Origin of the sequence: [Flexibacter] sp. ATCC 35208, from assembly GCF_001975825.1 — a bacterium.
GTDB lineage: Bacteria > Bacteroidota > Bacteroidia > Chitinophagales > Chitinophagaceae > Chitinophaga.
Window position 1 is genome coordinate 63,175 of record NZ_MTKN01000009.1, and the last position, 17,141, is coordinate 80,315.

The 17,141-nt window shown below is 45.8% G+C and carries 13 protein-coding genes; all 13 read left to right on the forward strand.

Annotated elements, in window-relative coordinates:
* The first annotated feature begins 1 nt into the window (after window position 1).
* Window positions 2-1,279 carry a hypothetical protein gene (locus tag BW716_RS08350; RefSeq protein ID WP_083722083.1) on the forward strand — a complete coding sequence of 426 codons (1,278 nt, stop codon included), beginning with the start codon at window positions 2-4 and terminating at the stop codon, window positions 1,277-1,279.
* 35 nt (window positions 1,280-1,314) lie between these two features.
* A complete protein-coding gene (locus BW716_RS08355) occupies window positions 1,315-2,721 on the forward strand; it encodes a phage tail sheath C-terminal domain-containing protein (RefSeq protein WP_083722084.1) in 1,407 nt (468 codons plus the stop codon).
* A gap of 25 nt (window positions 2,722-2,746) precedes the next feature.
* A complete protein-coding gene (locus BW716_RS08360; RefSeq protein ID WP_083722085.1) occupies window positions 2,747-3,745 on the forward strand; it encodes a hypothetical protein in 999 nt (332 codons plus the stop codon).
* Between the two features lie 17 nt (window positions 3,746-3,762).
* On the forward strand, window positions 3,763-4,815 hold the full coding sequence (locus BW716_RS08365; protein WP_083722086.1) for a hypothetical protein: 1,053 nt from the start codon (window positions 3,763-3,765) through the stop codon (window positions 4,813-4,815).
* 34 nt (window positions 4,816-4,849) lie between these two features.
* Complete coding sequence (locus tag BW716_RS08370; RefSeq protein WP_083722095.1) at window positions 4,850-5,320, forward strand: phage tail protein; 471 nt, start codon at window positions 4,850-4,852, stop codon at window positions 5,318-5,320.
* A gap of 2 nt (window positions 5,321-5,322) precedes the next feature.
* Window positions 5,323-5,787: a phage tail protein gene (locus tag BW716_RS08375; RefSeq protein ID WP_083722087.1), complete on the forward strand. Its 465-nt coding sequence runs from the start codon at window positions 5,323-5,325 to the stop codon at window positions 5,785-5,787.
* 1 nt (window position 5,788) lies between these two features.
* The gene (locus BW716_RS08380; protein WP_083722088.1) at window positions 5,789-5,971 is read left to right on the forward strand and encodes a DUF5908 family protein; all 183 of its coding nucleotides are present in this window, start codon (window positions 5,789-5,791) and stop codon (window positions 5,969-5,971) included.
* Window positions 5,961-6,656, forward strand: a complete 696-nt coding sequence (locus BW716_RS08385) for a hypothetical protein (protein ID WP_083722089.1) — start codon at window positions 5,961-5,963, stop codon at window positions 6,654-6,656. The genes BW716_RS08380 and BW716_RS08385 overlap by 11 nt, the downstream gene beginning before the upstream one ends.
* Window positions 6,656-8,428, forward strand: coding sequence for a type VI secretion system tip protein VgrG (vgrG, locus tag BW716_RS08390; protein WP_083722090.1), 1,773 nt, complete (start codon window positions 6,656-6,658; stop codon window positions 8,426-8,428). Before BW716_RS08385 ends, vgrG begins: the two co-directional genes overlap by 1 nt.
* A gap of 1 nt (window position 8,429) precedes the next feature.
* Window positions 8,430-8,723 carry a PAAR domain-containing protein gene (locus BW716_RS08395; protein ID WP_083722091.1) on the forward strand — a complete coding sequence of 98 codons (294 nt, stop codon included), beginning with the start codon at window positions 8,430-8,432 and terminating at the stop codon, window positions 8,721-8,723.
* Window positions 8,724-8,738: 15 nt separating this feature from the next.
* Entirely contained in the window at window positions 8,739-9,164 is a 426-nt protein-coding gene (locus tag BW716_RS08400; protein WP_083722092.1) for a GPW/gp25 family protein, read from the forward strand.
* Window positions 9,165-9,177: 13 nt separating this feature from the next.
* Window positions 9,178-13,497 carry a hypothetical protein gene (locus BW716_RS08405; RefSeq protein WP_083722093.1) on the forward strand — a complete coding sequence of 1,440 codons (4,320 nt, stop codon included), beginning with the start codon at window positions 9,178-9,180 and terminating at the stop codon, window positions 13,495-13,497.
* A 10-nt stretch (window positions 13,498-13,507) separates the two neighbouring features.
* Window positions 13,508-17,141, forward strand: a 3,634-nt coding sequence (locus BW716_RS08410; protein WP_220388726.1) for a hypothetical protein, incomplete at its 3' end; no start/stop codon positions are given.

Here is a 17,141-nt window from a genome sequence, read left to right on the forward strand (position 1 = left end):
CATGCAAACTATATATAAGATATTGTTTGAGGTAAAGGTGCTGCATGAATTCTATCTCACCAATCCAAAAGGTGATTCCATATTTGATCTGGACAACCAGGCAGACCGCCTGGTATTCCTCATTGACAGGAGGGATAAAGATGCTCCGGCTGTCAATAGCGATATCAGCTTTGAAGTGCCATCTGCACTGAATCAGCTGTTCAGAGATCATCATCTGCGCCTGCTCCCCTCTTACTCCGGTTGTAAAGTTGGTATTGAAGTCACTGCCTCTTTTCTGCCGGACGGCACGCGGGTATATACACCCAAAATACCGCTGCCAGCGGATTTGCCGGTCACAATACTCCTCAGGGTGAAAAATCCCGGCTTTCATACCATTACCAATTCACGTATTGTTAATCCTGTGCCAGCCACCTATTACTTTAGTAATGATAGTGTGCTCAGTGCGCTTAATTTTCCTGCGCTTAGCAGCCGCATTGCAGACTTTACTGCGGGGTATGCATATGAACAGGGAGAACTCGCGACGATCGCCCCCAACAGCGTTAAGGCATATTATATTGATAATAATGCAGACAAGTGGTTGCCATTGCATGGCAATGATTACGTGAATGAGGGTGATCGTTGTTTGCTGCCACTGAGATTTAATTTTACTTTTCCTGCTGGTGCAAATGTGACACAGGCCACCTTCACACTCAAAGATAGCGGAGGAAATGTGGTGAATACTTTTGTTGCTCAAAATGCGGGTGGTTTACAAAAAGTAGCACTCAACTACAGCGATCTTTCCCTGGTTAACTATATTAAATATTCGCTTGAAGTAGCAGGTGACAATAGCTTTGCCTGGCAACATGCTGTGATCTTTTCCGATACAAACAGCTGGGCGACCCTACAATTCAAACCACGTGTAACGAATGCGGCGTTCAATCTGCTGGATGATCAGGGTTACCTCATCACCCGCAAACCACCGGTGGGCAATATTAACGACCCACCCGTGTTCGAGCTGAGGATTCCCAGCAGGTTGACCTACTGGCGTTATGTGCATGCAAACAGGTTACCATTTGATCAGACCAATTACCCCGATGAATTATTGAATTACCAGAACGGATCACTCATCAGCAAAAGCCCCAGGAATTCCACTTATCAATCCACTTATTTTCAGAAACCGGACAATTCATTTTTCTTCCTGCCAAACCCGGAAGACTATGGCATGATTCGTAGTGAAAATAAACAGCTATTCACAGAGATTATGCTACCCACTTCAAAACTCTTTCCGGTAGCACCTTAAACCTTCAATCTTTAAAATTTTATAAACAAGAACATATGGCAGAATATAAAACCCCGGGCGTCTACATAGAAGAGATTCCCAAATTGCCCCCTTCCATCGCTTCCGTAGAAACAGCTATTCCTGCCTTTATCGGCTATACGGAAAAGGCCCAGTGGAAAGTGGCCGGCGACCTCACAAACAAACCATGGCGCATTGAATCCATGCTGGAATACGATCTGTATTTCGGCGGCGCCAAACCTGATGCTGGTATTGAAATCACCGTCGATACTACACAGGGCAAAGTAGATATTCAGGGGGCCATCAATGCAGAACTCAGCTCCAAATACCTGATGTATTATTCCCTGCAAATGTTCTTTATCAATGGTGGCGGACCATGCTATATCACTTCGGTAGGCGGTTATTCCGATGGAGATGTGATCCTCGATGCCGATCTGCAGGGTGGTCTTGCTGAAGTAGAAAAAATAGATGAAGTAACCCTCTTACTTTTCCCTGATGCGATCAACATGGCCAGTGCAGGTAACTACTATGCATTGTATGCCCTTGCTATTGCACAGTGTGTAAAACTGAAAGATCGCTTTACTGTACTGGATGTTTATCCTGATCCTGCAAATGCCGGCAACTGGCGCCTGGATGTGGATTTCCTGCGCAATACGCTCTCAGGTACAACGGATGATCTGAAGTATGCCGCTGTTTATTTCCCCCGTATTTATACAAGAACTGATTTCACTTATAACGAAGGTGATGTAAAGATCATCAGCAATGGCGCAGGCGATATCGGAGCTACCCTCACTGAACTCAAATCAAATAACAACGCTTACTACAACATGGCCCGCGGCGCTATCAACGATATCCAGATGCTGCTGCCTGCTTCGTCTGCTGTAGTAGGGGTATATGCGACTGTCGATAACAACCGCGGTGTGTGGAAAGCACCTGCCAATGTAAATATCGAATACGCAGTTGCTCCTGAAATGCTCATCACGCAGGAAGATCAGGAAAGCCTGAATGTAGACACTACCGCCGGTAAGTCTATCAATGTGATCCGTTCTTTCCCGGGCAGGGGGCCAGCTATCATCTGGGGTGCACGTACCCTTGCAGGTAATGACAACGAATGGCGCTACATTCCTGTACGCAGGTTCTTCAACATGGTAGAAGAATCGACCAAGAATGCCGCTCAGCAATTCGTATTCGAGCCCAATGACCGTAACACCTGGATCAGGGTACGATCTATGATCGAGAACTACCTCACCCAGCAATGGAAGGCCGGCGCACTGATGGGCACTACCACCCGCGAAGCATTTTATGTAAGGATTGGTCTTGGTGAAACCATGACTGAACAAGACATATGGGAAGGCCGTATGATCGTGGAAATTGGATTGGCGGTAGTAAGACCTGCCGAGTTTATCATACTCCGGTTCATGCATAAAATGCTGACGGAAGCATAAAATTTAACCTTTCAAACGATTTGTTATGGACATACCGCAAAAACAACAATCCACCAATACAGATAAATGTAAGGACAAGGATAACGCCACCCAGAAGAGCATCAATACCCAAAGAAGTATTGTATGCAGCAACCTCTATGATACTGCTGCGTCGCTGGGCAAGGCGGAGAAAAAATATGACGGCGTCAGCGAGCTGCTGAATGAAAAGAAATGTCTCTTTGTAAAAACAGAAGACAACTACCGCCGGTATCGCAACCTGGAAATGACCACCGCCACTGAGCTGCTCATAACCAATGAATCACTGAAGTCTAACATGGACACCTACAAAAAGTGGAATACCGCTTTGGGGGCCGCCCTGAAAGACATTGCGAAGAAAGCAAAAGAAGTAAAAACAAAATTCGCTGACCTGAAAGATGCTGCCGGTAAACTGGACAGCGCTATCAATGACAGTTGCAACTGCTCCCAGTACAAAGCACTTACCGGCAAGAGCCGTGAGAACTGCAACTGTGGCGAAGGTGGCAAACAGGTGATCGCTGCCTGTGCTCAATCAGAAGAGATCCTGAATGATCTGGTGAATATGCCGAAAGCACTGGCATCAGACATTGACACCATCTTCCAGAGTGCCGCTGATGTAGCAGGTATCCAGCTCTTTTCTAATCTCGAAACATTAGAGCCACTGGAAAAAACCCTCTCTGATCAATCTAAACTGTTTGAAGCACACATCAGTGGTGTGATGAAAACACGTAAGACAGACCTGGATAAACTACAGGATGATGTGGTGAAACAGGTACAGGAAGTGACCAGGGCTATAACCGATCGTCATTATCAACGCAGTATACTGGAAGGCTATTACGATGCGGCAAGACATCTGTGCTGCCCTCCGTGCGATTGCGTACAGGTAGGCGAAAGCAAATATTCACCCCGGCTGAAAGGATGTAGTGATGCCATCTGCAACATCTGTGATGAAGTAAAAGATGCCTTCTGCTGTAAACCTGTCAACCAGGAAGAAGAAGCTAATTGTTAAATTCTAAAACCCCGCAAATGTCTACTACCTATAATTACGATGCATTGGCAGCTGGCTGGGACGCAAAGATCGCCGATTGCTGCAACACCAACACCTCCAGCGATGGCGGTTGTACTGACTGTTGCTACGACACCTGGCAGGATCAGCTGAAAGACGTGACGCAGCGTTCTGCTTCCGTTACTGAAAAAACTACACAGCTCCAGAATAAGATCGCCTTTATTTCAGACAGACGCAGCCGCTATAAAGGATGGCTCGATGAACTGGATAAAGCTGAAAACCTGGCACGCAATATCTGTCACCAGCTGGAAATCATCGCTACCCAGGCAGACAAGATCTGGTACAATGCCAGCAAAGCCAGCAAGGCGATTGAAACCCTCTTCTGTATGATCAGGGATTTCTACGGCCAGGTAGATTATGTAAAGAAAAGATACGATGACCTGCAGATCTGCATCCAGAAGAATGACGATCCTGCCCTTGAAAAAGGCAAAGGCATCCTGAAAGCGCTCGATGACTATGGCACCAAACTGAATGCCATTATCGCTACCCGCGACGCCCTGATTGCACAGGCCATCGAAGCTGTAAAACTTGCTAACCTGATCATCGACGCAATAACCAGCAAAGACTGCACTTGCGATTTCAAACCATGTGATGGTAATTACCAACCATTCAAAACACAGCATGACGGTAAGAACTACTATGGTCTTAAAACCGTCATTACTACCTGGTACAATGTATTGGGTTGTGCCAGCGGTTGTCCTGGCGAGGGTACGAATCCTGCAGCAGCTACCACCGCACCCGCGAAGAAGAACACCGGTCCTTCATCCGATGACGATTGTGGTACTGATAATGGCAACGATACCTGCGAACTGACTCCCATCCTCTCCTTCCCCATCTGTGCGGATAGTTACCGTACGACAGTAAAAGCCCTTTTTGACAAAGATGATCAATCGCTGCTGACCCTGTCTAAAAAGCTGAAAGAAGCCAATAAAGATAAGGAAGCACTAGACGCCTGCAAGAGTAGTCTCACCAACGCGATTGCAGTAGTAGATCCAAAATCAAGGTGTAATTAATCAAATTTTATCACGCTCAAAAATATAAATGCATATGGCAGCTAAAGGCGATTACCCAATTCCTAAATTCCATTTCCAGGTAGAATGGGGTACAGATTTCAGGATGGGATTTACCGAAGTAAGCGGTCTTGATTTCGAAACCGAAGTGATAGAATACCGCGAAGGTAACAGCAAGAAATACAATAAGTCTAAACAGGCAGGCTTGCGCAAGTTCAGCAATATAACGCTGAAGCGCGGCACCTTTGAAGGGGACTTTGACTTCTATAATGAATGGTCCAAGACCTATTACTTCCAGGAAGGTAACAAAACAGGCTCCAAATACCGCAGAACGGTTACCATCAAACTGCTGAACGAAAACCATGAAGCCATCATCACCTGGAAACTGCTCAATGCATGGCCGTCCAAAGTGCAGTCTACCGACCTGAAAGCCGATGCCAATGAAGTGGCCATCGAGACAATGGAACTGGTACATGAAGGACTTGAAATCATGGAAGCTAACAACTAATCATGGCAGAAAATGTAGCAAATTCCTTTTATCAGGCCGTGAACTTCCACTTCAGGGTGGAGTTCGTAACCGACAAGGAGAACATTGATGTGCGCTTTCAGTCAGTAAGCGGACTAGATGCCACGCTGGATACGGAGACGATAAAGGAAGGCGGCGAAAACCGCTTTGAGCACGTGATTCCGGTGAGAAGAAAGTACGGCCCCCTCGTATTGAAGAGGGGGCTGTTATCTCCCTCGCAAAGCGCGATGCTGACCCAATGGCTGAAAGACGCCTTTGATCATGAGCAGGTGAAACCCATTCAACTGCTACAGGTATCACTGCTGAATGAAGACCATGAAACACTCATGCTCTGGAAACTCAGCAATGTATGGCCACGCAGCTGGAAGATAGGTGAGCTGAATGCTGAACGGGGAGAGGTACTGATCGAAACACTGGAACTCAATTATAACAGATTAATCTTCGAATAACATGCCTATAGAGATCAGAGAGCTGGTGATCAAAGCCACCGTGACCGATGATGCAAATGCTGGCAGCGGCAGTGCCGGCAAGTCAGGCAGCGGTGATAACAACAGCGTATCACCAGGCGAAGAAATGATAAAGGATACCCTGGACAAGATCATGGATGCTATAAAAGATAGAAATGAGCGATAATAATCACCTGGTAAAGCTGAAGATACACTCCTTCCCCAACCGTGACTTTACGGGTGCAGAAACGGTATTTACCGTGCCTGTAAACCCGGAGTCATTCACCAAAAACTACAAGGTTGACCTGGATGAAAGAAGAGGGCATGGCAACAGTGGTACGGATGTACGATTCAAATCGACTGCACCTGAAGAGTTGCGGCTTGAATTTATCCTCGATGGTACCGGCACCATGGAAGGTTACCTCGATGCACTGAAGACAGTGCCTGTACACGACCAGCTACAGTCATTTCTGAAATGCGTGTACAACATGGACGGCAATATTCACCGCCCACGTTTCCTGCTCATCATCTGGGGATCAGAGATTAAGTTTCGCTGCGTACTCTCCAATCTTGATATCAATCATACCCTCTTTACACCAGAAGGTAATCCACTGCGTGTAAAGCTGAATGCCACCTTCCTGAACTATGTAGCCAGACAGGAACGACTGGCACAGGACAGGCAAAGCTCCCCTGACCTGACCCACTATAGAAAGGTAGTACAGGGAGACAGGCTGGACAACCTGACCAATACTATTTATAACGATCCCGCCTATGTGATGCAGGTGGCGAAGGTAAATGGCCTGAGCACCATCCGTAGCGTCAAAGCAGGTTCCGAACTTTATTTTCCACCCTTTGACCAAACTGAAAAGTAATGGAAGAAATACTGATACCAAACGACTCACAGCATGATGTAGCTACCTATACGCTACTCGTGGATGGTACAGCAGTATCACCGGACTACCAGATCCTTTCCATTACTGTTACCAAAGAAATTAACCGCATTCCCATGGCGCGTATTATTCTGCGCGATGGGGAAGCTGCCGATAAAACATTTGCCATCAGTGATGAAGACCTGTTTGTACCAGGCAAAAGTATTGTGATCCGGATAGGAAGAGATGGCGACAATCAACAGGTATTCAAAGGCATTATTACCCGTCATGCCATCAAGATCAAAGAGAATGGCAATGGGGAACTACATATTGAATGCAGGGACGATGCCATGCGCATGACACTGGGCAGGCATAGCCGCTACTTTGAACAGGTAAAGGACAGTGAGGTATATGACGCACTCATTAGCAAATATGGGCTTAGCAGTGACACACAGGCTACTACCCTTACACATAAAGAACTGGTGCAGCATCACCTGAGTGACTGGGATTTCATGCTGCTGCGCGCAGAAGCCAATAGCATGCTGGTGAATGTAGACGATGGAAAGGTGACTATTAAAAAACCGGATACCAGTGCAGCTCCTGTATTACAGGTCAGCTATGGTTCATCAGTTCTCGAATTTGAAGCAGACATCGATGCGCGCAGGCAATGGAAAAACGTAGCTGCCCGCTCATGGGATTACAGCAACCAGCAGGTATTTCAGGCGGATACGGACAGTGTTTCCTTTTCCGAACATGGTAACCTGAGTGGACAGGATCTTTCTACAGCCATGAAGCAATTGCCTTTTGAGCTGCATCACAGCGGTCACCGACTGGAACAGGAATTACAGGATTGGGTGAAGGGTACTATGCTGAAAAGCCGTATGAGTAAGATCAGGGGGAGAGCACGTTTCAGTGGTTTTTCCACCATCAAACCCGGTGATATGGTGAAACTGGATGGCGTAGGTAACCGGTTCAAAGGCAATGCGTTTGTAACAGCAGTCAGACAGGAACTGGGCAAAGGTATGTGGGATACGCATATTCAGTTTGGCCTCGATCCGACCCCGTATGCTTTTGTACACAATGATATGAACGATGCCCCTGCCGCAGGACTGGCAGGCGGTATCAGTGGCTTACAGATTGGCGTAGTAGTGCAACTGGAAAATGACCCTGACGGACAGGATCGTATCCTGGTACGCATACCCATGATAGACAATGATGCACAGGGTATATGGACACGGGTAGCGAGCCTGGATGCCGGCAAAGACAGAGGCGCATACTTCCGGCCGGAGATAGGTGATGAGGTGATTGTAGGGTTTATCAACGATGATCCCCGCGATGCCGTAGTATTAGGCATGTTGCATAGCAGTGCCAAGCCCGCACCTATCAAAGCACAGGATGCAAATAATGAAAAAGGATTTACCACCCGCAGTAAAATGCACATCTCATTTAACGATGATACCAAAACCATCAGCATCGATACGCCAGCCGGCAATAAGATTGTACTGGATGAAGCAGGCCAGCAAATCACTATTACAGATCAGAACAGCAATAAGGTGACCATGGATTCGCAGGGTGTGAGCATGGAAAGCCCGATGGACATCAAGCTCAAAGCAGGTGGGAACCTGAGCCTGGAAGCAGCTGCATCTTTAAGTATTAAAGCGGCTTCGCTTTCTATGCAGGCCAGTGCAGATGCACAGATTTCCGGTGGAGCAAGTACCAAGCTTTCATCCAGTGGTATTACTGAAATAACAGGATCATTAGTTAAAATAAACTGATATGCCGCCAGCAGCAAGAATATCGGATATGCACACCTGTCCACTGGTAAATCCGGGTCCGGTGCCACATGTAGGTGGTCCTGTAACCGGGCCGGGTATACCTACCGTAATGATTGGCGGTATGCCAGCTGCGGTAGTAGGCGATATCCTGGTATGTACCGGGCCGCCTGATACCATTGTGAAAGGCTCTGCCACCGTGCTTATAGGAGGACGACCTGCAGCACGTATGGGTGATAATACAGCCCATGGCGGCGTGATTGTAGCAGGTTTTCCTACTGTGATGATAGGAGGATAATTAAAAAATGACAACATGAGCACAATAGTAAACTCATTTCTTGGCCGTGGATGGTCCTTCCCTCCCACCTTTAACCAGCAAACGGGTGCGGTGGAACTGGTGAGCGACTATGAGGATATTCACGAAAGCCTCAACATCCTGCTGAGTACCAGCCTGGGAGAAAGAGTGATGCAACCCAAGTATGGCTGTAACCTCAATGACTATTTGTTTGAACCTCTGAGCAGCTCGATGATCGGTTATATCAAAGACAGGGTGCAGACAGCCATCCTGCTATATGAACCCCGCATCATTGCTGATAAGATTGCTGTGACGGCAGACAGCTCTTTTGACCTGATAGAAGGCCGGTTCACCATTTCGATTGAATACACCGTACCTGAAACAAACTCCCGTTTCAACTATGTGTACGATTACTACAAGAACGAGGCATTAAAGCCAGTATAAAGAATCAATAACTATGGAATGCATTCATCTGCTACATCCATTTCAACATGATCCCGGCACCAGCCAGCATCAACGTGTACTGGACGATCTATTGTCCAGCACTACACAGATTGATGGCAGGCAGTTGTCCGATCTGCTGGATTATTTCGTACAGTTGTCCCGGCACGTAAACTATTACGATGCCCAGGGCGATGTACTGATCAATGCCGGCGACTGGCAGGCTTTTTTCAGAAATAGTACGCCCTTTACGCTGAGTGCGATCAATAAATACAACCTGCCTGGTAAGAAAGAAAAACTGGACGGGTATTATTATCTCTTTGGTAAGAAACCCTCTGCCAGAGGACTACAACTACTTTTACAATACACGTGGTATTATACCATCAGTCGTGTAGATACCTGGTACCAGCAGGTAAAAGATAACGGATTGACATTGGAGCCGCTATTGCTACATGTGATCAAAGATAAACTGCACAATAGCCTGGTAGAATTTATTGCGCTGGATAATGCGGCCGCTTCCCTGTTTGCCATTAAAAGAATTGATTTTCGTCCTTACTATGAAAGTGACTATTGGGATCTGGAAATAGACGATCTGTATGGGGTATCATCATTGACCAGTATCACTGATATTGCCGCTGCTGTGGTGAATGTATTCAATAGCTGTGAGCAGGTGATAGATAGTATCAGCACTGCAGCTGCGGCTGATATTGAGAATAGCTTATTGCCATTAAAAGCAGCGTTGCAACAGCAGCACACACCACACCTGGGCTTGTTGTTTGCCTTCCTGAAGTTGTTCCATTACTTGCAGGATGATTTGAATAGTTTTGCGAAGAAACACCTTGACTTCTTTTATCAACAGGTATTACAACTAAAACCACGACCTGCACAACCTGACCAGGTGCATATACTTGTAGATATTCAGCAGCAGCTGGAGCAATACAGGTTGCAAGCCGGATTGCTGGTAAAAGATGGGAAAGACAATAACAAAGCAGAGGTACTCTTTTCGCTGGACAATGAGCTGGTGGCTAATAAAGCGCAGGTCGCAGATGTACGTACCCTCTTTGTGAGCAATGGCGTGTATATGGCGCCGAATGCACTATTTGCTGATGGCGTGTCGAAGGGTACACCAGATAGCTGGCCTACTATGGGCAGTCATTTTAGTAAATACATTGACCCTGAACAGAAATTTACTTACCCATATCCACATGCAAGGTTAGGGTTCATATTAGCTTCTCCTGTGTTGCTGCTGAATGAGGGAAAGCGTACGATTACAATAAAATTAGCTTGTACTTTAACAGATGCTACGGATCTATACAGCACTGTAGCAGGGTTGATTCAACAGACTTACTATTATATCAGCAAGCCTCTTATCGGGCAGGCGGTAAAACGGGGTATCAGCTCCGCACTGGAAGCCAACCTATTTACCTTTCTGCTGGAAAAACCTACCCAAACGCTGTGTTATAACCCACAGCTGAAATACAACTACGATGCACTGATCACCAAAGCGGAATTTGACAGTCTGAATACCGGTGATACACTGAAAGATATTTTCCCGCCACAGAAGGCGCTGAATGTATCTTTCAGTGGAAAAGACAAATGGCTGGATGCAGATGATCTGAGCATTACACTCGATCCGGCATTGAATGGGGATCAGTTTTCTATTACCATCAATGCTATACTACAACCTGCCAGTCCTGCCATCGCCTTTTACGACAAGGACAAGTTAAAAGAAGACTTTAACACCACACAACCAGTAGTAAAGGTATTGCTGAATGACCTGATCGCCATGCGGCTACCAGGGAGTAAGCAGTCTGAAAATAACTGTTGTTTGTCGGTGCCGCCCACAACGGATGATGTAGAGGTATCGCTGTATTATTTCTTCAAGCATGTTATTTTAAAAGATAACAATATTGATGTGACCGTATGTGGGTTGAAGAATTTCATTGTGCAGAATGACGATAGTCCGATGGACATCAATGGAATTATCTATCCATTCAGTTCAAGGCCACGGTTGGGTTCACATTTTATTTTGAGTTCCAAAGAGATCTTTAATAAGAACTGGACAGCCATTAACTTAAGGCTGAACTGGAAAGATAAACCGGCTAGCCTGGAAACTTATTATCATGGGTATGAAGATCTGACTACCACCCCTATTATCAACACAGCAGATTTTAATGAAAATAATTTTCTCTTCTCTGCGGATTTCCTGGATCATGGTAGCTGGAGGGCGTATAATGCTTCCAAAAAACTATTTAGCAGCGACACGCCGGGTGATAAATTCTGTGGCAATGATGGACCTTTGTACTTCTTCAATTTCAAGAGGAGCAACTTTACCGGTGTCAACCCCTATAAAAGGAATGATGACCTCAGTTATACAGATGCAGTTTATACCAATGCGGCACAGGATGGATTTCTACGCCTGACATTGGCTTCTGCCAAAAACCTGGATTTCCAGCATTCCCGGTATTCTTATGTATTGACCAGGCAGATGCTGGCACTGGGTAAATACCCTGAAATATATGTAGGACCTGTTTATGATGGCATTTCTCCAAGTGGCACCTCTACGGCACAGGTATTGACCTTTGATGAGGTATTTGACGCTGTAAAGCACTCTTATGAGCTAACAACGAACATTCGTAACAGAGCAGATCAGCTGATCGATAAACTGTGGACGAAATATCCGGATACACCCAATACGCCTGTTGATTTCTCTGATGGGGAATATAAACTGGCATTAGGTGATCCACCTCCTGCGGGGAAGCTACCTTTTCCACCTGCTGCTTTCCCTTTGTATCCGAATGGTGTACCTGACAATGCACCGCTGTGGGATGGATACAATCTAAAGCGCATGATCGACTATGAAGAAGATCAGATCTTAAAACCTACGTATGATAAGATCGTAAAGCTGCAGAATATTCGGGTAGTGATCCCTAATGAGCCGTATACGCCACAGATCAAAGGGATCTCGCTGGATTATACTGCTACTGCGACGATCAAAGATATTGACCTGATACATCTGCATCCATATACAGGCACGTATCAGCCGGTGAGTAACACATCCAGTCCTACGCTGTTTCCGTTATTCACTGATGAAGGAAATTTATTCATCGGCCTGAAAGACCTTCAGCCGGGCAATAACCTGAGTGTATTGTTCCAGCTGGCAGAAGCTACCGCCGATTCTGAAGCCGAACGGCAGACCGTGCAATGGTACTACCTGGACAACAACCAGTGGAAGCCTTTGCGTACAGGGTTTGAAGTGCTGGATGATGCAACTGACGGACTGACCACATCCGGCATCATCCAGTTCTCCCTGCCGGCTAATATGACGAACGAAAACACCATTTTGCCTTCCGGACTGCACTGGATCAAAGCGGCTATTCCATTCAACAGCAGGTCAGTGGCAGAGACGATTGGTATTCATACACAGGCTGTGAGGGTAACGTTTACAAACGATGCCGCCAATGATAAAATGCGACTGGCCACACCTCTGGATGGCAACCAGATCTCCAAACTGAAAGATGCGGATGCAAAAGTGAAGAAGATCTCCCAGCCTTATCCTTCTTTTGGTGGCAGTGTACCGGAAGAACAGGGTCAGTATTATGTAAGGGTGAGCGAGTTGCTGCGTCACAAAGGAAGAGCTATTCAGAAGTTCGACTATGAGCGGATTGTACTCGATGCTTTTCCACAGGTATTCAAAGTAAAATGCATCAATCATAGTCATGCACTGGATGCCGCAGCATTTACCAACGACTTCCCGATGGCACCGGGGCATGTGCTGGTAGCGGTAATTCCTGATCTGAACAAGCTGAAGGCATCGCAGGCTTTTGAACCCAAAGCACCATTGAGCCTGTTGGAGAAAATACAGGAAAGTCTGCAAAAGGTATCCTCACCTTTTGTAAAGCTAAAGGTGAGGAATCCCAGGTATGAAAAGGTGAATGCCTGTATACAGGTGAAGCTCTATCCCGGAAAAGACAAAGGTTATTATAAAGATAAACTGGCTGCCGACCTGCGGGAATTCCTGGCACCATGGGCGGTAGGTGTGTATGATAAACTCAGCTTTGGACAGTGTATATATAGATCAGATATTGTCTATTTCCTTGAAACAAGAGATTATGTAGATTATGTACAGGACCTGCGGCTATGGCATGCAGGAGATCCTAATGGTACTGATGTCACGAATGTGTGCCCCATTACCCCACGTAGTATTCTCATAGCCGGCGATGTGGAAGTAAACATCCCGGATGATGAAGATGAAAACTGGGACCGCGAATTTACCTGCGGTAATCAGCCTACGCCTGTTATGCAATATTGTGAAGATTCCGTAACCCCCAAATAAGTAAGCCCCCATGGCAGATGTTTTAAACGATACGACAGTCATCAGTAAGCAAAATGCCGGCTTCCCGGACTACCTGGATTTTACAAGGTTGAGATCGGAAGGGATCGGTTACCTCGCACAATTATCCGGTAAGATCTGGACGGATCATAACGTACATGATCCAGGTATTACTATACTGGAAACACTTTGCTATGCATTGCTGGATTTGGGTTATCGTACCAATCTGCCAGCGGTAGATCTGTTTACACCGGCGCCCGGCAGTGGTGCTAAGGATAGTAACTTTTTTACCCCTGCGCAGATATTAGGTTGTAATCCTTTGACTATACTGGATTACAGGAAGATGCTGGTAGATATTGATGGTGTGAGAAATGCGTGGCTGGAGGTAGTAGATGATTTGAATGTACAGCAGTTTTGTGGGAATTACAATGATGAACGAAATGCAAGGGTATCGCTGAATGGGCTTTACAATGTATATATAGAACTGGAAGAAAACGTAGTGGAAGAAAACGTACTTGCGGAGGTAAAAAAGAGTCTGCTGGCACATCGTAACTTCTGTGAGGACTTCCTGAAGATCTATATTTTATGCCGTCAGCCACTGGGTGTGACTGCGGATATAGAATTGGGGAATGGTGCTGATCCTGAAAAGACGTACCTGGACCTGATGCAACGGTTACAGCATTTCTTCTCTCCTGCTCCGCAATTTTATACATTGCCTCAGTTGCTGGACAAAGGTGTTTCTATGGATGAAGCATTTGCAGGAAGACCTTATAATGTGACCAGTAGTCATGGTTTTGTGGATACTACGGAGTTTGAACAAATTATTTTAAGAAAAGAGATCCATACTTCAGATGTATACAATGTATTGTTGTCTACAACTGGTATCAGCCGGTTACAATCCCTGAGAATAAAATTCTGTGATCGTGATGCGGATGAGCGCTGGAAGATATTCCTGCCTGAGAATCATATCCCCTTGTTAAACCCGGCTTGTTGTGCGTTCAGGTTTACAAGAAATGGGATACCTGTAGCATTTGATTTTTCGAAGTACAATGATCTGTTGTTAGTAAATTTCAGGTATACGGGTAAGATCACCTATCAGAAAGAGCAGTTGGATGCAGCGATTCCAACAGGGGTATATAGAAAAGATCTGGCAGATTATTATTCTATTCAAAATGATTTTCCACGGGTGTATGGTATTGCCAAAGGAGGGCTTTCAGCAAGTGCACCAGCCATGCGTAAGGCGCAGGCTTTGCAGTTAAAGGGGTACCTGTTATTCTTTGATCAGTTGCTGGCGAACTACCTGACCCAGCTGCAGCATATACGTACGCTGTTTTCTATGTCTGCTCCGGAAGAGCAGCATACCTATTTTATCAATGGGCTGGATAGTGTGCCAGAACTGGATAAATTACAACGATTTAGTGATGGGTCATTGGGAAATACAGGTGATACCTTGTGTTATCCCATTGATAGATCTGTTATTGATACCGCCGATTTGCAGACGATTGATATTGGCCAGCTGACACCGGCTACTTTTGAAACAACGGCTGACAATGCGATTGCGATTGCGCAACTGGAAGATGATTTGCGGAATAATAATGCCACTATTCATGTCATTACACAAAAAGATGGTTGTTGCTTTTACTACATCACCAGTTCTGCAACTGATTTTGTATTGATCAGTAAACGTTATTATCCGAATGCAACATCTGCTAATAATGCAGCGACGGCATTGCTGTACATGGGTACATTTGATAGTAACTACAATGCATTTTTATATGCGGCGAATACCCGGTATTCATTTGAAATCAGTTTTAACCTGAGTAATTATTCGGCGTATCTGCAACAGATAGCTGAGGATGAGAATCAATATGCGGCGCGGAGACAAGGTTTCCTGGATCATTTGTTGTCAAGATTTGCCGAGCAGTTTACGGATTATGCGCTTTTATCCTATGGGCAGGAGCAGGACCAGGTTCAGGCGAAGGAAAACTTCTTAGGTAATTATAGCGAACTCAGTGCAGACAGAGGTACTGGTTATGATTACAGCCAGGTAATAGATATTTCTGGTTTTGAACAACGTTTTCTTGCGTTAGCGGGTATAACTGATCATGCCCGGCATACGTTGTGCAACTTTGAGGTAGTGCAGTATGCAGAACAATACCTGTTCACATTGCCTGTTGGTAAAAATGATTATTTCCGTAGTACACTGAAATATGATACAAGGGCGGAAGCGCAGGAAGCTGCAAAATCCTTGTTGACACAGCTGGGAGATCAGCAAAACTATTCTACTGAATACCTGGCCCATGAACAGGCTTATGTGATCAGGGCGAACAACGCGATTTTCTCTGTGAAGCAGCCTTCGGCAGAAACAGCGAATACGGTTATTAATGGATTACAGAGATTATATACTACAGACATCGCCTCTGATGATGTGTATATCTACACATATCGCTACAATGCTATATTAAAAGACAGTGCCGGGAATAAGGTGAGGATGTTTATTGCCCCTTCGCCGGAAGAACACCAGGCACATACGGTGGCGGTGCAGGAGATCAGCAAAATCAATGATAACACTGTTTGGGAGGATACAGAGGCTGCATCTGTGCCTATCGGCATATTGGCATTTGATGAAAAGCAGGCGACGACTTTTATTGATACAGAGGCTTTCAAGATTGGAGATAATGATATCATTGATAAGCCGGATAAGATGTCTTATACATTGGTAGAGAAGAAAGGGAACCGTTTCAAATTCACCCCGCTTGCGGAGTTTGACAATAAGGAGCAGGTGACTGTGCATGCGTTTAGGTTGCTCGTGCTGATGCTGGATACGGCGAATTATTCTATTGCGCAAGAAACGGATGGAGATAAGTACCTGTTGTCAGTAAAAGATGGTGAAACGCCCATGGCTGTATGTGCGATGGAGACTAATTCAGCAGCAGCGGCTCAGGCATTGCAGGATAAGATCTGGCGGATTGTGAATGAGTTCAGGTATGATATGAGTATCAACCAGGCTCCTGATACATGGAAGTTTAATTATACGATTGGCTATCACCCTTCTCAAAAATATACTTTCATTAGCGAGCAGGCATATGATACACAGCCAGCTGCGTTGGAGGCTGCCAGGAAGTTTACAGCTGCGCTGTCTCAATATAAGCTTAATGGGGGTGCTTTAACAGCAAATAAGATCAGTAGTAGGTTAGCTGAGGTACGTGCAGGTGCGGCGGCTGATCGGTCAGCAGCCGTGAGTGCACGTACGGTTGGGTCAGCAGAGGTGGCCAGTGATGCACCAAATGAGATGGCGGGTGATGCGCCGGCTGAGGTATCAGGTGAGGTGCGGGTCGATAGTAGTATCAATTCATTGTTGAATATCCGTAAGCATATTGACAGTTTACGCAGTGCTACAGATACGAAGGCCTATGATGAGTATGTGCAGGTAGATGAGATCAGTCAGTGTGGGCAATATGTGTACAGACTGGTGGATAAGGATCATCCTGTAGCTGTGTATAATGGGATTATCGATGCACGTAAACAGGTGATTCCGGATTACCTCGAAATTTACCCTGGAGGGGATATCGTAGTACAGGATGGAAAATTATTCTATTACCAGATAAAGTCTGTGAATCGCAATGCGCCTGACAAAGAGTTAGTAT